General features: G+C 69.3%; 15 protein-coding genes. 6 read left to right on the plus strand and 9 right to left on the minus strand.

From position 1 onward, the window contains the following. Positions 1–37: 37 nt before the first annotated feature. From MBA17_RS20530 to MBA17_RS20555, 6 genes are all read right to left on the minus strand, one after another. On the minus strand, positions 38–919 hold the full coding sequence (locus tag MBA17_RS20530) for an anti-sigma factor family protein (RefSeq protein ID WP_238498129.1): 882 nt from the start codon (positions 917–919) through the stop codon (positions 38–40). Further along, positions 909–1,553: an RNA polymerase sigma factor SigM gene (sigM, locus tag MBA17_RS20535; protein WP_455432806.1), complete on the minus strand. Its 645-nt coding sequence runs from the start codon at positions 1,551–1,553 to the stop codon at positions 909–911. The genes MBA17_RS20530 and sigM overlap by 11 nt, the downstream gene beginning before the upstream one ends. Positions 1,554–1,566: 13 nt before the next feature. Further along, complete coding sequence (locus tag MBA17_RS20540; RefSeq protein ID WP_238498131.1) at positions 1,567–3,063, minus strand: protein kinase family protein; 1,497 nt, start codon at positions 3,061–3,063, stop codon at positions 1,567–1,569. Positions 3,064–3,232: 169 nt separating this feature from the next. Further along, the gene (gene murJ / locus MBA17_RS20545; RefSeq protein ID WP_238498132.1) at positions 3,233–4,837 is read right to left on the minus strand and encodes a murein biosynthesis integral membrane protein MurJ; all 1,605 of its coding nucleotides are present in this window, start codon (positions 4,835–4,837) and stop codon (positions 3,233–3,235) included. After that, entirely contained in the window at positions 4,830–6,986 is a 2,157-nt protein-coding gene (locus tag MBA17_RS20550; protein ID WP_238498133.1) for a DUF6049 family protein, read from the minus strand. Before MBA17_RS20550 ends, murJ begins: the two co-directional genes overlap by 8 nt. A 30-nt stretch (positions 6,987–7,016) precedes the next feature. Continuing rightward, complete coding sequence (locus MBA17_RS20555) at positions 7,017–7,559, minus strand: YbaK/EbsC family protein (RefSeq protein WP_238498134.1); 543 nt, start codon at positions 7,557–7,559, stop codon at positions 7,017–7,019. Positions 7,560–7,706: 147 nt separating this feature from the next. Between MBA17_RS20555 and MBA17_RS20560 the strand changes: the two genes are divergently transcribed. Both MBA17_RS20560 and MBA17_RS20565 read left to right on the plus strand, forming a co-directional pair. Further along, positions 7,707–9,137, plus strand: coding sequence for a CCA tRNA nucleotidyltransferase (locus tag MBA17_RS20560; protein WP_238498135.1), 1,431 nt, complete (start codon positions 7,707–7,709; stop codon positions 9,135–9,137). Further along, on the plus strand, positions 9,134–10,360 hold the full coding sequence (locus MBA17_RS20565) for an adenosylmethionine--8-amino-7-oxononanoate transaminase (protein WP_238498136.1): 1,227 nt from the start codon (positions 9,134–9,136) through the stop codon (positions 10,358–10,360). Before MBA17_RS20560 ends, MBA17_RS20565 begins: the two co-directional genes overlap by 4 nt. On the opposite strand, the gene MBA17_RS20570 is transcribed toward MBA17_RS20565, so the two are convergent. Continuing rightward, complete coding sequence (locus tag MBA17_RS20570) at positions 10,348–11,634, minus strand: MFS transporter (RefSeq protein ID WP_238498137.1); 1,287 nt, start codon at positions 11,632–11,634, stop codon at positions 10,348–10,350. The two genes, MBA17_RS20565 and MBA17_RS20570, sit on opposite strands and share 13 nt — an antisense overlap. 156 nt (positions 11,635–11,790) lie before the next feature. Between MBA17_RS20570 and idi the strand changes: the two genes are divergently transcribed. Next, positions 11,791–12,378, plus strand: a complete 588-nt coding sequence (gene idi / locus MBA17_RS20575; RefSeq protein ID WP_238498138.1) for an isopentenyl-diphosphate Delta-isomerase — start codon at positions 11,791–11,793, stop codon at positions 12,376–12,378. 37 nt (positions 12,379–12,415) lie between these two features. On the opposite strand, the gene MBA17_RS20580 is transcribed toward idi, so the two are convergent. Both MBA17_RS20580 and MBA17_RS20585 read right to left on the minus strand, forming a co-directional pair. Then, a complete protein-coding gene (locus MBA17_RS20580; protein ID WP_238498139.1) occupies positions 12,416–13,495 on the minus strand; it encodes an inositol-3-phosphate synthase in 1,080 nt (359 codons plus the stop codon). Between the two features lie 23 nt (positions 13,496–13,518). Next, positions 13,519–14,163, minus strand: a complete 645-nt coding sequence (locus MBA17_RS20585) for a PadR family transcriptional regulator (RefSeq protein ID WP_238498140.1) — start codon at positions 14,161–14,163, stop codon at positions 13,519–13,521. Between the two features lie 145 nt (positions 14,164–14,308). Here MBA17_RS20585 and MBA17_RS20590 point away from each other — a divergent pair, with 145 nt between their 5' ends. The 3 genes from MBA17_RS20590 (at position 14,309) to MBA17_RS20600 (ending at position 19,034) form a co-directional block, all read left to right on the plus strand. Next, on the plus strand, positions 14,309–14,689 hold the full coding sequence (locus MBA17_RS20590; RefSeq protein WP_238498141.1) for a DUF5318 family protein: 381 nt from the start codon (positions 14,309–14,311) through the stop codon (positions 14,687–14,689). A gap of 386 nt (positions 14,690–15,075) precedes the next feature. Further along, entirely contained in the window at positions 15,076–17,706 is a 2,631-nt protein-coding gene (locus MBA17_RS20595; protein ID WP_238498142.1) for a transglycosylase domain-containing protein, read from the plus strand. Further along, a complete protein-coding gene (locus MBA17_RS20600; RefSeq protein ID WP_238498143.1) occupies positions 17,703–19,034 on the plus strand; it encodes a glycosyltransferase family 87 protein in 1,332 nt (443 codons plus the stop codon). The genes MBA17_RS20595 and MBA17_RS20600 overlap by 4 nt, the downstream gene beginning before the upstream one ends. The last annotated feature ends 13 nt before the right edge of the window (positions 19,035–19,047 follow it).

Here is a 19,047-nt window from a genome sequence, read left to right on the forward strand (position 1 = left end):
AAAGAGCCCGCCGAAGCGGGCTCTTCGCACTACGGTGCTACCACTTCGCCAGGGCAGGCTTCCTGAGGCTCCTGCACTCCGGGTCGACCACGCGGACCTGGACCGAGTTGGCCGCCTTGTCCTTCCAGAACAACATGATCGTTGCTTCCTGGCCGTTGTACATGGCCTGATCGACGTGGAAGGGGTTCGTCTTGACCTTCCCCGCGACCTTGCCGATGCACTTCGTCAGCTCGGTCTTGCTTGATTCCGGCCCCTGGAAGATCGGAGCCGGCGCGAGGTAGTCGCTCAGCGAGCCGCTCAGTGCGCGGTTGGTGAAGTTGTAGTTCGTATCTGTGACCTTGTAGGCCAGCGCGCTGGCGTAAGTCTTGGACTCCTTAGATGCGACTGCCGGCACCGAGGGCCCCGAGGAGCCGCCCGAAGCAGCGATCATGGTCGTCGCCACCGCCGCCGAGCCGATGACCACAGCCGCTGCCGCGGCTGCCGTCAGTGGCATGACCAACCGACGTCGCCTGCTCGACCTGGACCGTCTCGCCCGGACGACGCTGCCGTCGTCGGCGACCACGCCCAGGCGCACCGGCTCCGGCTCCGCGGGCTCCTCCTGCGGGGAGGTCTCCCATGGAGCGTCGGCCATCAGCCGGTCCCAGTCGGGGGCCTCGGCGAGCGCGACGGCGGTCCTGGAACCGCTTCTCGCTGCCTCGGCGGCGATTGCCTGGTCGATTCGCAGCGCGACTCCCATCGGCATGGCCGGTGTCGGAGTCGCCGCGAGCACTTCACGTACCGCCGCAAGATCAGCCAGATGCTCCCCGCATGGGACGCATACCGCGAGATGCTCGCGTACCGGCTGAGCCGAGGCGGCGTCGAGGAGTCCCTCGGCCAATTCGGCCAGGATCTCCAAATCGTAGTGCGTGTCACCCGTCACGAAGTTCTGCTCCCTTCGCGGATGAGACGCGACTGAGATCGGATCGGTTCCGCAGATGGGAAAGAATCGGGGCAAGTTTCGCGCGGCCTCGCGCACAGCGGCTCTTCACGGTGCCGCTGGGAACCTGAAGGACATGGGCGGCGTCCTCGACGGAGTAGCCCATCATGTCCACCAGTACGAGCGCCGCGCGCTGGTCGGTGGGCAGTAATTTGAGGGCGGCGGAGACCTCCATGGAGACCTCGCGCTCGCCGGTCTGATCAGGCATCGGGGTTTCGCGTTCGGCGGCTTCGATGAGCTCGTCGTCGGCGACCGGTCGTACCGATTTCCGGCGCATGCGGTCGAGACAGGCGTTGACCACGATCCGGTGCAGCCACGTCGTGACGGCCGCCTCGCCGCGGAAGCTCTCCGCCTTGCGATAGGCCGAGACGAAGGCGTCCTGCACCGCGTCGGCCGCCTCGTCGGGATCGCCGAGCGTGCGCAGGGCGACCGCCCACATGCGGTCTCGATGACGTTTGACGATCTCGCTGAACGCGTGCGGGTCCCCGCTGGTATGGCGCGTCAGCAGTTCGGCGTCGGGCATCGTGGCCCGCGCCGTCTGATCCGCCGTGGGCGGGGTCTCGGATGGGGAATTCACAAGGAGAGTCCTGCTATGCCGTTCCGGTAGAGGAGACCACTACGTCATAGATGGTGCCACGAAACTTCCCTTGATCCATCGGAAGTCGGGTAAACCAGATCAAAACGTACTGACCGCTTGCGGCGGTCTCCGGCGTCAGAGTGACCTTGCCCGAGACGTTCCGTTGCCGGGCGACGGTCTTGAGGGAACTCAGTTCCCGCGAGTCGCCGACCTTGAGCTCGACGGTCGCGCCCGACGCCTTGGACAGCGTGGCGATCACGTCGGCGACCTTGACCGGCTTGCCCATGTCGAGCAGCAGGCCCACGCCGTCCTTCAACCGACCGAGGTCGGCGCTGTTGTAGTTGGTCGTGTGCCATTCGGTGTCGGGCTTGCCGTCGATCGCGAAGCGGGCGAGCTCGGGATGCTCCTCCCTGTCGTCGCCCAGCGGGTCGAAGCCGGACGCGCTCTCCGCCTTGACGATCTTCGGCTCGACGGCCACGGAGGGGGTCGGGGTCGATTCGGCCTGGGTGTCGCCGGGTGAGCCGATGTTGCGCCCGAGAGTCCACGCGCCGAGGCCGACGGCGGCCATCACCAGCAGCACCACGGCCGCCATCAGCACCCGGTTGACCATCCCGCCCTGCTTGTGCGGCGGTCGCGGCGCGGGGATCATGCCCGTGAACTCGGGGCGCGGCCGGGTCATCTCGAACCGGACGTCCTCGTCGGCGGCGATCGGGACCGAGGGGGGCACCGCGGAGACCGCCACCGGCGTGGGGCGGGGCACCCCGCCGAGCGCGTCCGCGACCTCGGCCGGGTTCGCCAGCGGCGTCAGCCCCCGCCGCGCCTCGGGAATGACCGCCCGGCAGGTGATCGTGTCGAGGTAGCCGGGCACGCCGGCGGTGACCTGGCGCGGCGTGCAGACGTGACTGTCGGTCATCGGAGCGGCGGGCAGGCCGCTCTCGTCGCCGCCCGGCCAGTGACCTGTGAGCCCGGCGTAGAGCAGCCTGCCGAGGCCCTCCGCGTCGGTGCGGGCGGGGTCGTCGCTCTCCAGGCCGGCCAGCGCGGCGTCGACGCCCAGGCCGAGCACCTTGACGGTGCTGCCCGAGGTCCAGATGAGCCGGTCGGGAGTGAGGCAGAGATGCGCCAGCCCGGCCTCGTGGGCGTGGACGAGCGCCTCGGCCGCTTCGGCGACGAAGCCGGCGGCCCTCTCGGGGTCGAGCGGGCCCGCCGACAGCAGGTCGGCCAGCGTCTCGCCGGTCACCCACTCGCTGACGACGTAGGAACGCCCGTCTTCCTCCGCGGCGTCGAACACCTGCGTCAGCCGCGGGTCGGACAGCCGGCTCGCCGTCCTGGCGGCGGTCACCACCTCGCTGACCCGCGGGAACTCCGGGGTGAAGGTGTGCACGGCGACCGGACGGGCAAGCACCTCGTCGATCGCCTTCCACAATGTCGCGCCACCCTGCTCGGTGACGCGGTCCTCCAGACGGAACCGGTCAGCCAGCTTGGTGCCGGGCTCCACTGCGGGGGCGCTCATGCGGCGATCACCAGTCCATGCCTAGATAGCGAGCCACGCGGGCACAGCACCATGCCATGCATCGCGAGATGCCGGGTGGATCCGCCCACGCCCCTCCTGCTTCCATTCCGCCGCGTGTAGGGCACCATGGTAGTGCCGAGCCGGTTCCTCCCGTGTTCCCAATCGTCGTTTAGCGGCTTCTTACCCGCCCTGCCACGAGTCCAACGATCGAGCTGACCTCGGGTATCCGTGCCCGGTGGGCGATCGCGAGATACAGCAGAAGGCCGAGTCCGCCACCGGCCGCGAGCATGATCAGCGAGCTGAGAACGGTAAGCCCCGCGAACCGCTCCACCACCCACAACACCCCCAGCGCGAACACCGCCGACGGGATCGCGGCGAGATGCATCCGGGTGAGCGCCGCGGCGACCCGCCGCCCGTCGAGGCCGCCCACCCTGCGGCTGGCCATGATCCAGGTGACCCCCGCCCCGACGATGTAGGTGAGGGTGAAGGCGAAGGCCAGCCCCATCACGACGTACTCGGGCGGCAGGGTGAAGTGGACGAGAAGGCTGATCGCCGAGGTGACCAGCACGTTCCCGGCGGCGATGAAGGCGGGCGTGCGCGTGTCGCCGAAGCTGTAGAACACCCGCAGCAGCAGCTGGAAGATCGAGAACGGCACCAGCGCGAGGCCGAAGACCTGCAACACGTTGCCGATGTAGATGGCGTCGGAGATCGTCATGTTGCCGTGCCCGAAGATCAGCACGGTCACCGCGGGGCCGAGCACCATCAGCAGCAGCCCGGCGGGCACGATCAGCGAGCTGACCAGCCGTACGCCGGAGGAGAACTCCTCCCTGACGGTGTCGAACGCGCCGTCGGCGACCGACCGGCTCATCCGCGGCAGCATCGCCGTGATCACCGAGACCGCGATGATGCCGTACGGAAGCTGGAAGAGCTGGAACGCGTAGGAGTAGGCGGCGTTGCCCGCGCCCTGCACCTCCTCGCCCGCGCCGGTGGCCAGCTTGGTGATGACCCAGTAGCCGATCTGGCTGATGACCACGTAGGCGATGGTCCAGCTCGCGGTGCGGCCCATCTCGCCCAGGCCGACGCCCCGCACGTCGAACCTCGGTCGAAAGCGGAACCCGGCCCGGTGCAGCGAGATGACGAGGGCGATGCACTGGACGACGATGCCCGCGGTCGTGCCGATCCCGAGCAGGAGGAGGTCGGAGCCGGTCGCCGCCTCGACGTCGGCTCCCGCGTCGCTCATCGACAGATAGAGCAGCCCGACGAGGATCACCACGAGGTTGTTCAGCACCGGCGCCCACATCGGCGCCGCGAACCGGTCGCGCGTGTTGAGGATCGCGCCGGCCAGCGCGCCCACGCCGAAGAAGGCGATCTGCGGCAGGATGTAACGGGCCAGCACGATGGCCGCCTCGCGCTGCTCTCCCGTCCAGTCGTCGGTGTAGAGGTCGATGATCTGTGGGGCGAGCAGCACCGCGACCGCCGCGACCACGATGAGCAACAGGCTCGCCAGCGTCATGAGCCGCTGCTCGTACGCCTTCCCGCCGTCCGGATCCCGCTGCTGCGCGCGCACGATCATCGGCACCACCACGCTGCTCAGCACTCCGCCGATCAGCAGGTCGAACAGGATGAACGGGATGGTGTACGCCACGTTGTAGGCGTCGCCGAGCGCCGCGGTGCCGATCGCCGCCGCGAGCACCGCCGTACGCAGGAAACCCGTCACGCGTGAGACCATCGTGCCCGCGGCCATGATCGCGCCCGCGCGGAGCACCCTACTCATGCTGTTTCCCTGCCTTCGCTTCGGGCTGTTGTACGGCTCGCGCCTCGCTACGCGCCTTGCCCGAGCGGCGGGTCCGCCTGCGTACCACCCGCAGCACCACGGCCGCCAGCATCACCGACAGCGCGGCGCCCACGATCACCAGTGCGATGCCGGTGTATCCGGTCGTGCGGACCACCAGCTTCACCGGCGGGCCGTACTTCTTCCCGTCGGCGGTCCTGAGCTGGACGGTGACCATCGTCTCGCCGTCGGTGCTCGCGGTGAGCGGCACGTTGACGGTCTGGTTCTGGCCCCTGAGGATCGGCGGCGGCGGATCGAACGCGCCGATCTGGAGCAGTTTGGGGCTGGTCGACTTCACCTCCACCTTGAGCGTGATGGTCTTGTCGAGGGCGTTGTGCACGCTGATCGGGATCACCCCGTCGCTGCCGGCGAGCGTGCGCGGCTGGTCGGTGCCGGTGATCGCGACCTGGCCGACGCGGTCGGCGACGGAGGCCGCCACATGCTCGACGGCGGCGCGGGCCGTACCCGTCTTGCCCCGCCAGGCGGCGGAGGACAGGCGCAGCAGCGACCGCTCGAAGCCGTGCCGGTCGTCGGCCTCGGTGATGTCGGCGGTCAGTTTGGCCTGGGCGACGGCCCGCTTGACCGTCGCGAGGTAGCCCTTGCCCAGCTCGTCGCGGCGGTTCTGCTCGGTGTAGGTGAGGCCGGCGCGGGGCTCGGGCGCGGCCGGCCGCTTGAGCGAGGTGATCGGCGTCGGCGCGAGCCAGGGCAGCCCGGCGGCGCTCTTCAGCAGCCCGGAGACGAACGCGGGATCGGGACTCCACCGCCGGAACGGCGCGACCACCACGTTCTTCGCCGTGTCGGGCCGCTCCCCGCTGATCATCGCCGTCTCGGCGATGAACCGCTGCCTGGCCAGTACGGCGGAGCCGGGCACGCTGACGTCGCTGCCGACGAGCTCGCTGAGCCCTTCGTCGGCCACCATCGCGTCGACGTCGCCGGAGACGCTGGTGAGGGAGGCGGCCGCGTCGGGGGTGCCGAGGGGCGTCTGGGCGGGTGGCAGGTTCTGGTGGCTCAGCACCACGGTCTTCACCCCGCCGACGGCCAGCTCGTCGAGCGCGTCGTGGTCGAGCAGCCCGGTGACCGGCCAGTTGAGGGTGGTCGGCACGTCTCTGCCCAGGTTCGCCTTGGCGGCCTCCGCCGAGGCGGTGAGCGCCATCGCCGTCATCCCGTCGAGGCCCTGGTGCGCCAGCGCGGCCACATCGGGGTCCGCGTACGGCGTGGCGGCGACGGACGCTGATCCGAGGGCGGCTCGCATGCCGTCCAGCCACGGCGTCGCGGCGGCCTCGGCCGGGCGCTCCTTCCGGTCGCCGCCCGTGCCGACGACGTACGGCTTGGTCATCGCCCGCACGTCGTCGAGCAGCGCCGGATCGACGAGCCAGGTGACGCCCTTGGCGTTCGCGGACTGCTTGACCAGGGCGAGCATGTCGGCCAGCCGGCCGTCACCGGTCAGCGCGCCGCGCAGGCCGTCGTCGAGGAAGGTCCGGTCGTCGCTCCTGCGCGGCTGCTGGTCGAGCAGCGGCAGGACGACCGCCATCTTGGTCCGCTTGACCTTGGTGTTCTTGGGGGCGAAGGGCAGGAAGGTGCGTTGCCGGGCCAGGGTCTGGTTGGTGGCGTCGACCACCTCGACGGCCAGCGGGTAGACGCCGAACCCCCACAGGTCCATCGCGGCGGGCGTCACGGTGAAGCTCCACGCCTGCTTCGCGCCGGGCGCGAGGGCGGGGATGTCCAGCGACTGCGACAGGGATGCCCGGTCGCGCCACGGGTCCTGCCCGGCCTGGTACGCCTCCATCTCGGCCCGGGAGGTCAGGGCCCTGTTGCTGTAGCGGAGACGGAGACGCAGGCTGCTCAGCGGGGTGCTGCCGGTGTTGACGTAGGTGCCGGAGAGCTTGATCTCGGTGGACCGCTCGCGCGGGGCGTCGGGCGTGATCGAGGACACCACGAGCGAGGGAGTCTGGCGGGCCGCCGCCGTGGTCGCGGCAGCCGAATCTCCTGCGGCCACGCCCATCGGGGCGAGCAACATGGCAGTGAGGACCGTGAGCAGCGCGGTTTTTCTGATCACGTGCCGGCCCGGGCTGGAGTACGGCGCACGCGGCAATGCTAAGGCCTCCCCATGGCCGCGACGGGCTCAGCGCGTCAGCGGGCGTGTGTGAGGGGAGGTGTGCGAGATCGGCAGGCGTGACCGTGGGGCCAGGTCAAGGCGCTTGCCGGGGACCAGCGCGAGCAGGTCGGGGGCGCGCAGGGAAAGGGCGGTCCGGCGCTCTCCGGTCGGGGTGTGCAGGAGGCGATCGGCCGACATGTCATCGAAAAGTCGCTCGTCGATCAGCAGCGTGAGGTTCTCGGGGAGCAGCAACGGGCACACCAGGCCCGCGGCGTACTCGGTGGCGGCGTTGACCAGGAACGCCGAGGCCGGCCGTACCTTCCTGGCGCCCAGCAGGCCGCCGAGGAGGCCGAGCGCCGGCGGCGCGGCGACGGAGGCGACGACCGCCACGGGTTCGATGCCGATCCGGGTGTCGACCTCGTAGACCGACACCTCCAGGCAGTCGGCCGGCGCGGCTCGGATGACCTCGGGAAGCTCGGCGGCGCACGTCAACACGCGTGGAAGGCGTACGATCTCATGATGGACCTGGTGTGCGAGGAGCCAGCGGTGGATTGCGAGGGCATCCTTCATGTATGCGCTCCTTGCCTCGTCGCACGGCCCCCGATGGTCCTCTGTTCGACCGTAACCTGGTGATCGCTGACGGTGTAGCTCCCGCAGGGTTACACCAGGTATGGCCCGGGGGAAAAACATCCTCCGTAACCAAAGGACCTACCCAGCTTGTCCGATTCAAATCTGACCGACAGCCAACAGCGCGGCGTGCTGGCTCTCTTCCGCCGCATCGCCCCGGTGGCGAACGAGCTCGGCGCGCTCTTCGCCGATCGCGGCCATGAGCTCGCCCTGGTCGGCGGGTCGGTGCGCGACGTGTTCCTCGGCCGGATCGGCAACGATCTCGATCTGACGACCGACGCCCACCCCGCGCGGGTGCTGGAGATCGTCCGCGACTGGGCCGACTCCGTGTGGACGATCGGCATCGACTTCGGCACGGTGGGCGTGCGCAAGGGCGGGTGGGTGCTGGAGATCACCACCTACCGCAGCGAGTCCTACGACCCCAAGTCGCGCAAGCCCGAGGTGGTGTACGGCGACAACCTCGAAGACGACCTCGCCAGGCGTGACTTCGCGGTCAACGCGATGGCGGTGCGGCTGCCCGGCCACGAGTTCGTCGACCCGCACGGCGGCCTGGGCGACCTGTCGGCCAAGGTGCTGCGCACCCCGGGGCCGCCCGAGCGGTCGTTCGACGACGATCCGCTCAGGATGCTCCGCGCCGCGCGGTTCGTCTCCCAGCTCGGGTTCACCGTGGAGCAGGCGACGCTCGCCGCGCTGACCGACATGGCGGAACGCATCGAGATCGTGTCCGCCGAGCGGATCCAGGGCGAGCTGGACAAGCTGATCTGCGGCGCGCGTCCCAGGGAGGGGTTCACCCTCCTCGTCGACTCCGGCCTGGCCGCGCACGTGCTGCCGGAGCTGCCCAAACTCCGCCTGGAGATCGACGAGCACCACCGGCACAAGGACGTCTACGAGCACACGCTGATCGTCCTCGAGCAGGCCATCGCGCTGGAGGAGAACGGCCCCGACCGGGTGCTGCGCTGGGCCGCCCTGCTGCACGACATCGGCAAGCCGAAGACCCGCAGGCACGAGTCGGCCGGCCGGGTCTCCTTCCACCACCACGAGGTGGTCGGCGCCCAGATGACGAAGAAGCGGCTGGTCGAGCTGAAGTTCCCGAAGGACGTCGTGTCCGACGTGTCGCGGCTGGTCGAGCTGCACCTGCGCTTCCACGGGTACGGCACGGGCGAGTGGACCGACAGCGCGGTGCGCCGCTACGTGCGGGACGCGGGCCATCTCCTGGACCGCCTGCACAAGCTCACCAGGGCCGACTGCACGACCAGGAACAAGCGCAAGGCCCAGGCGCTCTCACGCACCTACGACAACCTTGAGCAGCGCATCGCCCGGCTCGCCGACGAGGAGGAGCTCGCGAAGATCCGTCCCGAGCTCGACGGCAACGAGATCCAGCAGGTCCTCGGCGTCGCCCCGGGGCCGGTCGTCGGCAAGGCGTACAAGTTCCTGCTGGAGATGCGCCTCGACAAGGGCATGATCGGCAAGGACGCCGCCACCGAGGCGCTGCGCGTCTGGGCCGAGGAGAACCTGTCATGACCGACGTGGCGTCATGGGACCGCGAGCACGTCTGGCACCCGTACGCCGCGACGCCGGCCGACGTGCACGTGGTCACCGGCGCCAAGGACGTGCGGATCACCCTGCAGGACGGCCGCGAGCTGATCGACGGGATGTCGTCGTGGTGGGCCGCCATCCACGGCTACAACCACCCGCTGCTCAACCAGGCGCTGACCGACCAGGTAGGCACCATGGCGCACGTCATGTTCGGCGGGCTCACCCACGAGCCCGCCGCCCGCCTGGCCCGCACCCTCGCCGACCTGACGGGCCTGCCCAAGGTCTTCTTCGCCGACTCCGGCTCGGTCTCCGTCGAGGTGGCCATCAAGATGGCCCTCCAGTACGGCAGGCCGCGGGGCCGCAGGAGGCTGATGACGGTCAAGGGCGGCTACCACGGTGACACCTTCGGCGCGATGGCCGTGTGCGACCCGGTCAACGGCATGCACCACCTGTTCACCGGGGCGCTGCCCGTGCACGTCTTCGCCTCCCTGCCGCCGCGTGAGCTGAGCGACGCCTACCTCGACGAGCTGACCGTGACGGTCGGGGCGCACGCCCGCGAACTGGCCGCGATCATCGTGGAGCCGGTGGTCCAGGGGGCCGGTGGGATGCGTTTCTACCATCCGGCCTACCTGCGCAGGCTCAGGGAGCTGGCCGACGAGCACGACATTCTGCTCATCGCCGATGAGATCGCCACCGGCTTCGGCCGTACCGGTGAGCTGCTCGGGTGCGACCACGCGGGGATCAGGCCCGACATCATGTGCCTGGGCAAGGCGCTGACCGGCGGCTATCTGAGCCTCGCGGCGACGCTGTGCACCGAGCGGGTGGCCGAGGGCATCGGGGTCCTGATGCACGGGCCGACGTTCATGGGCAACCCGCTGGCGACCGCCGTCGCGCAGGCGTCGCTGGATCTGCTGGCGGCGCGGCCGTGGCGCGAGGAGGTCCGGGGGATCGAGGCCGGGCTGACCGAAGGGCTGGCCGAGGCCGCGGGGCTCGCGGCGGTCAAGGAGGTCAGGGTGCTCGGCGCGATCGGCGTGATCGAGACCCGCGAGCCGGTCGACGTGCGGCGGGTGCAGGACGTCGCGATGGCCCGCGGCGTCTGGCTCCGCCCCTTCAACCGGCTGATCTACGCCATGCCGCCCTACTCGATCACGCCTGGCGACCTGGCCGCCGTCACCGGCGCGATGGTCGCCGCCGCTCAGGCGCTCTGAGGCACCTGCCGCGTCGGCGTGATGATCCGGTAGAGGATCGCGCCGCCGATGTAGCCGCCTGAGATGAGGCCGAGCACCAGGAACGACTTGCCGTCGGGCGGCAGCAGGGTGGCGGCCAGCGCCGCGGCCAGGACGTACATCCCGTTGAAGAGCATGTCGTAGATCGAGAACACCCGGCCCAGGTAGGCGTCCTTGATGTCGCGCTGCACCGTGGCGTCCGCGCAGATCTTCACGCTCTGCCCGGCGATGCCCAGCACGAAGCCGCCGGCGATGAAACCCCACTCCTGGAACGAGAAGCACAGCACCAGCGTCAGCACGCCCGAGGTGACCAGCATCGCCGGCACCCAGTTGGTCAGCCCGAACCGCTCGGTGGCCCACGGGGTGATGAGGGCGGCGCCGAAGAACCCGACTCCCGAGACGGCCACGACCACGGCCGCGCCGGACAGGGCGGCTTCGGCGTCGTCGGTGAAGTAGTAGCGGTAGAGCATGATCAGCATGGCGGTGCACATGCCGTACATGAACCGGTGGGTGGCCATCGCGCCGAGCGCCGCGGCCGCCGCGCGGTGGTGGATCACGTGCCGCACGCCGTCGGCGAGGCCGCGCACCACGTTGCGTACGGCCTCGCGGGTCTGCGGGCGGTCCGGATCGTGGGCGGGGCCGAGCAGCGAGCGCTCCATCGTGCCGGCGACCAGCGAGGTCAGCATGAGCACCAGGCCGGAGGTGACCAGCAGCAGTGCCGTGCCGCCGGCCTCGGAGCCGAAGACGAACCGCAGCAGATAGCCGGCGCCCACACCGACGAACGTGAGCATCGTGCCGGAGGTGGGCGTGACCGCGTTGGCCATCATCAGCTTGTCGCGGGAGACCACGTGCGGCAGCGACGCGCCCAGCGCGGCGAGGAAGAACCGGTTCACCGCCAGCGCGCCCAGCGCGGCCCCGTAGAACCACGTGTCGGACGCGCCGCCCGCCACCAGCGCCGCCGCGACCAGCAGCAACACCCCTCTGACGATCGGCACGACGACCAGGATCTGACGCCTGGACCACCGGTCGATGAAGACGCCCACGAAGGGCCCGAGGATGGAGTACGGCAGGAGCAGGACGGCCAGCCCGGCGGCGATCTCGGCCGCGGTGGTCTTCTGCTCGGGGTTGAAGAAGGCGAAGCCGATTACCGCGAACTGGAAGATCCCGTCGGAGAACTGCGAGACCAGACGGGTACCGAACAGACGTCTGAAGTCACGCTCTTCGAGGACGGCACGGAGATCGGAGACGAAGGACACCCGGTCAGCCTAAGGGGCGGCGGGGGTGCGGGCCATCCGGAGCAACCCCGAGACTTCCCCCGGTCGTCTCGCTTCGGCCTACGGTGAGCGATGGCGTGACCACATTGAGATACCGATAGTCGGTGTGACGCACCATGGTCTCGTATCCTCAGGCACGTGACAGGTGACGAGCTAGTGGTGCTGGTCGACACTGCGGGCAATGCGACCGGGGTCTCCTCCAAGGCGTCGGTGCACGGTTCCGAGACCCCTCTGCACCTTGCCTTCTCAAGTTATGTCTTCGACGAGGCCGGGCGGGTGCTGCTCACCAGGCGGGCCGCCCACAAGACCACCTGGCCCGGCGTGTGGACCAACAGCTGCTGCGGCCACCCGCTGCCCGGCGAGCCGATGGAGCGTGCCGTCGAGCGCCGGCTGGCCTACGAGCTGGGCCTCGGCACCGAGCGGATCGACCTGTTGCTGCCCGGTTTCGCCTACCGCGCCGTGATGGACAACGGCATCGTGGAGAACGAGATCTGCCCGGTCTATCGGGTGGTCGTCGCCGCCGAGGCCCTGCCCAACCCGGAGGAGGTGGGGGCGGTGCGCTGGCTGCCGTGGAAGGAGTTCGCCGAGGGCGTGCAGAGCGAGCTGCTCGCGATCTCTCCCTGGTGCAGGGAACAGGTCCCGCTGCTGGCCGAACTGGGCGCCGATCCGCTCAGCTGGCGGCCCGCCGATCTCGCCACGCTGCCGCCCGCCGCGCGCCTGGCCTGAAGGAGCCCTCGGGCGAGGGCTCCCGCATCGGGCGGACTCAGCGGTCGACCTCGCCGCGGATGAACTTCTCGACGTAGTCGCGAGCCTCGTCGTCGGAGTACTGCTCCGGCGGCGACTTCATGAAGTAGGACGAGGCCGACAGGATCGGGCCGCCGATGCCGCGATCCTTGGCGATCTTCGCGGCGCGCACGGCGTCGATGATGATGCCCGCGGAGTTGGGGGAGTCCCAGACTTCCAGCTTGTACTCCAGGTTGAGCGGGGTGTCGCCGAAGGAGCGGCCCTCCAGGCGGACGTAGGCCAGCTTGCGGTCGTTGAGCCACGGGACGTGGTCGGACGGGCCGATGTGCACGTCGGCCTTGCCCATCTCGTGCGGGATCTGCGACGTGACCGCCTGGGTCTTGGAGATCTTCTTGGACTGGAGGCGCTTGCGCTCCAGCATGTTCATGAAGTCCATGTTGCCGCCGACGTTGAGCTGGTAGGTGCGCAGCAGCTCCACCCCGCGGTCCTCGAACAGCTTGGCCATCACGCGGTGCGTGATCGTGGCGCCGACCTGCGACTTGATGTCGTCGCCCACGATCGGCACGCCCGCCTCGGTGAACTTCGCCGCCCACACGGGGTCGGAGGCGATGAACACCGGCAGGGCGTTGACGAAGGCCACGCCCGCGTCGATGGCGCACTGGGCGTAGAAGCGGTCGGCCTCCTCCGAGCCCACGGGCAGGTAGGAGACGAGCACGTCGACCTGCGACTCGCGGAGGACCTGGACGACGTCGACCGGCTTGTCGTCGGACTCCTCGATGATCTCGCTGTAGTACTCGCCGAGACCGTCGTAGGTGTGCCCGCGCTGGACGGTGAGCCCGGTCGGCGGCACGTCACAGATCTTGATGGTGTTGTTCTCCGAGGCGACGATGGCCTCGGAGAGGTCGCGCCCGACCTTCTTGGCGTCGACGTCGAACGCCGCGACGAACTCGATGTCGCGCACGTGATACTCGCCGAACTCGACGTGCATCAGGCCTGGCACTCGGCTCGCCGGGTCGGCGTCCCTGTAGTAATGCACGCCCTGCACCAGCGACGAGGCGCAGTTGCCGACTCCGACAATTGCTACGCGCACCGAACCCATGGCACTCGCTCCCTTACGTATCGTTATTCAGCGGTCCTCTGCGGACCTTCATCCGGGGGCCGAATGCCTATGCCGTCCCCGGTTTCGATGATTTCTTCTGGTACGGCCCGCGCTCCGCTTCGCTCGGTGGCGATGAGCTCGTTGAGCCAGCGCACCTCGCGCTCGACCGATTCCAGGCCGTGCCGCTGGAGCTCCAGCGTGTAGCTGTCCAGGCGTTCGCGCGTGCGCGCGAGTGCCGTGCGGACTCCCTCCAGCCGCTCCTCGAGCCGGCTGCGTCGCCCTTCGAGAATGCGCAGGCGCACCTCGGCCTCGGTGTGGCGGAAGAAGGCGAAGTGGACTCCGAAGCTTTCGTCCTCCCAGGCGGACGGGCCCGACTGGGTGAGGAGCTCCTGGAGCCGTTCCTTGCCCTCCGCGGTCAGCTTGTAGACGATCTTCGACCGGCGGCCCGTGAGCGCCGTGACGCTCTCCGCGGGAGTGGGCGGCTCCTCCATGATGAGCCCGTCGTTGAGCAACGAGCGCAGGCACGGGTAGAGCGAGCCGTAGGAGAAGGCCCGGAACATGCCCAACAGCGCGTTGAGCCGTTTGCGCAGCTCGTAGCCGTGCAGCGGGGTCTCGTGCAGCGATCCGAGGACGGCGAGCTCCAGCACGTTGCCCTTCCCGACAGCCACTGGAAATCACCCCCTCTCGCGCCGATGTATCGACTCGATACATCTGAAGGATACGTCGGCTCGGCATACCCTGCAACGTGGGGTGAGGGTCATGACTTCCTCAAGAGGTTGGGTCGAATCCGTAAAAAGCCGTAGTCTGGCGCGTATGTGGTCACAGCGGGCGGTCGTCGATTACGGCCTCGCGAAGCGGGCGACGGTCGGTTCGCTCCGCGCGGGCCGGGCGACGACGCATGACATCTGCGACGCGCACCCCGATCTGCTGCGCGCCGCTCGGTATCACGGTGAGGCGACCGAGCGCCTCTGCCCGGTGTGCGAACGGCAGAATGTGACCAACGTTACCTACGTCTACGGAGACGAGCTCGGCCGCTCCGTGGGCAGGGTAAAAGCGTCGTCAGACCTTGTCGAGATGGCACACGAATACCGCGAATTCCGCGTCTACGTGGTCGAGGTCTGTCAAGGTTGTGCTTGGAACCACCTGACGGTCTCGTTTGTCCTCGGGAATGGAGATCCCCCGACGGAGACCTGAGGCCGGAAGCCGGGTGGGATCTCACTCACCGGGCCGGCCGTCGACACTTCCCATCGCCGATGACTGAACGAGGACGCGTGAGTTACAGCAGCAATGACCCGGAGCCGACCGGAGGTTCCGCCCGTGAGGGCTCTTCGGCGCGGCAGGGGCGTCGCCGTCGCTCTAACCCGGCAAGCGCCCCCCGTACTGTCTCCAGCCGGCAACCCTCCGCACCGCAGCCGCCCCCGCGTGGCGAGGCGAACAGAGGCGCGCCGCCCGCGAGTCGCCCGGCGCGCGAACCCGCCGACGGGCGGCAGCCGGCCCGCCGGCCCGATCCCGCGGGCGGTCGCAGGGCCGAACCCGCGGGCGATCGCAGGGCCGAGGCGGAGTTCGAGGACACCCAGGCGATGATGGCCGCGGCGGCCGGCGGCTCACGCAACGGCGACACCCCGCGAGCCGAGGGCGGCAGGCGGGCCCAGCGCCCGCGTGAACTCCAGGACCCGCGCGGCCCGCGTGGTCCCGAGGCCACCCAGAGCGGCGCCGGCGGCGGCAGGACTCGCTCCTCCCGTACGGCGCGCAGCGGCATGGAGGCCGACGGCCCGCAGGGCCCCGGCAGACGCGGCCCCGGCGGCCCTAGTGGTCCCGGCGGCCCAGGTGGACCTGGCGGCCCTGGCGGCCCTGGTGGCCCTGGTGGACCCGGTGGACCCGGCGACGACGGCCCCGGACGCCGCCGCGCCAAGAGCGACAAGCACGACAAGGGCGACTGGAAGCGGTTCCTGCCGAACTGGAAGCTCGTCATGGCGGGCATCGTGGTGGTCGCCGCGGGCGTGTTCGGCATGATCGCCGTCGCCTACTCCAACACCGTGCTCCCCAGCGAGAACGACGCCCAGGCACAGGCCATCGCCCAGGGCAGCGTGTTCCAGTACCGCGACGGCACGACCTTCGCCCGGGTCGGCACCAAACGCACCTCCATCAAGATCAACCAGGTCCCCCAGCACGTGCAGGACGCCGTGATCGCGGCGGAGAACCGCAGCTTCTTCCAGGACAACGGCATCGACCTGCCGAGCCTCGCCCGGTCGGTGTGGATGACCGCGACCGGCCAGCAGACGCAGGGCGGTTCGACGATCACGCAGCAGATGGCCCGTAACTACTTCGAGGGCCTCAGCACCGAACGCGCGATCACCAGAAAGGTCAAGGAGATCTTCGTCGCGGTCCGGCTCGACCGCGAGTGGGACAAGAAGAAGGTCCTCGAGTTCTACCTGAACACGATCTCCTTCGGCCGCGACACCTACGGCATCGAGGCGGCGGCGCAGGAGTTCTTCCGCAAGCCCGCCGCGAAGCTCACCATCGCCGAGGGCGCCTACCTGGCCGGGCGCATCCAGTCTCCGGGTGACTTCGACAAGCTGGAGGCGAACGGCGACTACGCCAAGACCACGGAGCGCTTCACCTACGCGCTCAAGGGCCTGCCCGTGGTCAACCCCGAGTACACCGCGAAGATCCAGGGCGCGAAGTTCCCCAAGCCCAAGCCGCAGCGCACTTCCCAGGACTACAAGGGCATGCGCGGCTACATGCTCAACATCGTCGAGCGCGAGCTCGGCCAGCGTGGCATCAGCAAGGACATGCTGAAGTCCGGCGGGTACACCATCCGCACGACCTTCGACAAGGCCACGATGACGGCGGCCAAGGAGGCGGTCGAGGCGCGCACGAAGGTCTACCCGAAGACCGTGCACGCCAGCCTCGCCGCCGTGCATCCGAAGAACGGCCGGGTGCTCGGCTTCTACAGCGGCCGGGACTACCTCACCGACTTCAACAACCGGGCCTTCGACGCGGCCAAGCAGGCGGCCTCCGCCTTCAAGCCCTACGTGCTGGCCGCCTGGCTGGACGCCGGTTTCAGCCTGGACAGCTACATCAGCGGCAAATCCCCTTACAAGGCGGAAGGCACCACGCCCATCGGGAACTCGGGCAACCAGTCCTTCGGTTCCATCAACCTGGTGAAGGCCACCGCCAGCTCGGTCAACACGGTCTTCGTCCAGATGGGCGAGAAGCTCGGGCTCGACGCGGTCGCGGAGATCGCGAAGGCCGCGGGTCTCGGCGAGCGGGGATCGCAGAAGGGGAAGAACGCCGTCGACGTGGCGGTGGCGAGCCAGCGCTACCAGACGACCATCGGCAGCGCCTCGGTGACCGCCGTCGAGCAGGCGGCCGGCTACTCCATCTTCGCCAACGCCGGCAAGCACACCCACTGGCACACCGTGCTGTGGGCCAAGAAGAAGGACCGGGCGACGGGCACGCAGCTCACGGTGGTCAAGGAGGTCCAGGCCGACCGGCAGGTGATCTCGCCGGAAGCCGCGGCCGACGCGACCTACGCGCTGACCCAGGTGGTCAAGGCCGGCACCGGCACCGCGGCCAACCTGGGCACCCGCCCGGTGGCGGGCAAGACGGGCACCAACAACGACTCCAAGGACGCCTGGTTCGTCGGTTTCACGCCGCAGCTCTCCACCGCTGTGGGGATGTACCAGGAGGTGCCGGTCAGCCTGAAGTCCGGCGCGAAGCTCAAGGTCAACCCCAAGACGGGCAAGGCGATCAACGGCAAGACCGGCAAGCCGATCAACCCCGACAAGTACTTCTTCAAGGAGGAGGCGCTGCCGGGCGAGATCGGCGGTGGCGGCGTGCCCACCCAGATCTGGCACGACTTCATGGCCAAGGCCCTGGAGCGCGCCGAGATCGAGCAGTTCCCCGAGCGGGTGAACGCGGGCACCCCGGAGAACATGGCTCCCAAGCCGACTCCGACCCCCAAGCCGTCCGAGACCGTGGAACCCGACGTGCCGATCGACGACGAAGGCTGGCCGCCGGAGGACGAGAACCCGTTCCCCGACGACCCGCAGGACGAAGGCGACGAGGCGGAGACCTGCGAAGAAGGGGACCTCTCCTGTGGCACGCCGGACGACATGAACGGCAACGGAAACGGCAACGGCAACGGGTTCGGCGGCAAAGCGAAGCCGAACACCGTGCCGAGCGGACGTGACCCGGCGGACGGATGACCGACACCCGTTCCGTGCCCGCCACCCTGAGCGCGCGCGCCCTGCCGTACGTCCCGCTCGGGCTGTTCGCGGTGATGGGGGCGCTGCTCGCCTACCTGTGGAAGTGGCCCTGCCGGTTCGGCGGGGCCTGGAACGACGGCACTCTGCAGTTCACGAACTTCTGCTACACCGACATCTACCCGCTCTACTACGACCGGGGCTTGGCGGAGGGGAAGATCCCCTACTTCGCCGACGTGCCGTTCGAGAAGGCGGTGGAGTATCCCGTCGTGCTCGGCGGGGTGATGGAGGCGGTCTCCCGGTTCGTCGGCACCGTGACGGAGGCGGCGGCGCGGGGCGAGCGGTTCTATGACGTGACCGTGCTGCTCATGGCGGTCTGCCTGGTGGTCGGCGTGGTGCTGATGGCCGTGCTCGCCGGGCCGGAGCGCCGGTGGGACGCGTTGTGGTACGCCCTGGCCCCGGGCGTGATCCTGGCGGGCTACATCAACTGGGACCTCGCCGCCGGCGCCCTCTCCCTCGGTGCGATGCTCGCGTGGTCGAAGCAGCGGCAGTGGCTGGCGGGCATCCTGCTCGGGCTGGCGATCGCCACCAAGTTCTATCCGCTGATGTTCATCGGCGCGCTCTTCCTGCTCACCCTGAGAAGCGGCGTGTGGCTCCCGTTCCTGCGGACCATGGCCGCGACCGCGGGCGCCTGGCTGGTCGTGAACGTACCGATCATGATCTTCGCGTTCGACGGCTGGAAGCGGTTCTACGTCTTCAGCCAGGAGCGCGGCGCCGACTGGGGTTCGCTCTGGTTCTACTTCCAGCAGCGGCAGTGGCCGGTCCTGGGCGACCCCGACAGCCTGAGCATCCTGGGCATCGCCTCGCTGGCCCTGCTCTGTCTCGGTATCGCGGTGCTCACCCTGATGGCCCCGACCCGTCCGCGTCTGATGCAGCTCTGCTTCCTCGCGCTGGCCTCGTTCATGCTGACCAACAAGGTGTGGTCGCCGCAGTTCGTGCTCTGGCTGGTGCCCTTCGCCGTGCTCGCCCGGCCCAACTGGAAGCCGCTGGCCCTGTGGCAGCTCGCCGAGATCTGGTACTTCTTCGCCATCTGGCTCTACCTGGTCGGTCTCCAGCCCGGCAATGAGCAGCTGGGGATCACCGACACCACCTACTTCACCGCCGTCTGGGGCCGTGCCCTCACCATCGTGCTCATGATGGCCCTCGTCGTCCGCGACATCCTCCGTCCCGAACACGATCTCGTACGGCAGGCGGGAACGGATGACCAGGCCGGCGGGGTCCTCGACGGCGCACCCGACAAATTTCGCCTCCTGCCCGCCGCGACTCGCTGATCGTCTGGCCCTT

Origin of the sequence: Dolomitihabitans soli, from assembly GCF_022213955.1 — a bacterium.
Classification (GTDB): domain Bacteria; phylum Actinomycetota; class Actinomycetes; order Streptosporangiales; family Streptosporangiaceae; genus Streptosporangium_A; species Streptosporangium_A soli.

Excerpts from the sequence above, each read along its gene's own strand:
- MBA17_RS20580 (WP_238498139.1), bottom strand. The coding sequence starts at position 13,495 with ATGGGTTCGGTGCGCGTAGCAATTGTCGGAGTCGGCAACTGCGCCTCG.
- MBA17_RS20590 (WP_238498141.1), top strand. The coding sequence starts at position 14,309 with ATGTGGTCACAGCGGGCGGTCGTCGATTACGGCCTCGCGAAGCGGGCG.
- MBA17_RS20540 (WP_238498131.1), bottom strand. The coding sequence starts at position 3,063 with ATGAGCGCCCCCGCAGTGGAGCCCGGCACCAAGCTGGCTGACCGGTTC.
- MBA17_RS20565 (WP_238498136.1), top strand. The coding sequence starts at position 9,134 with ATGACCGACGTGGCGTCATGGGACCGCGAGCACGTCTGGCACCCGTAC.
- MBA17_RS20595 (WP_238498142.1), top strand. The coding sequence starts at position 15,076 with ATGATGGCCGCGGCGGCCGGCGGCTCACGCAACGGCGACACCCCGCGA.
- MBA17_RS20600 (WP_238498143.1), top strand. The coding sequence starts at position 17,703 with ATGACCGACACCCGTTCCGTGCCCGCCACCCTGAGCGCGCGCGCCCTG.
- MBA17_RS20555 (WP_238498134.1), bottom strand. The coding sequence starts at position 7,559 with ATGAAGGATGCCCTCGCAATCCACCGCTGGCTCCTCGCACACCAGGTC.
- murJ (WP_238498132.1), bottom strand. The coding sequence starts at position 4,837 with ATGAGTAGGGTGCTCCGCGCGGGCGCGATCATGGCCGCGGGCACGATG.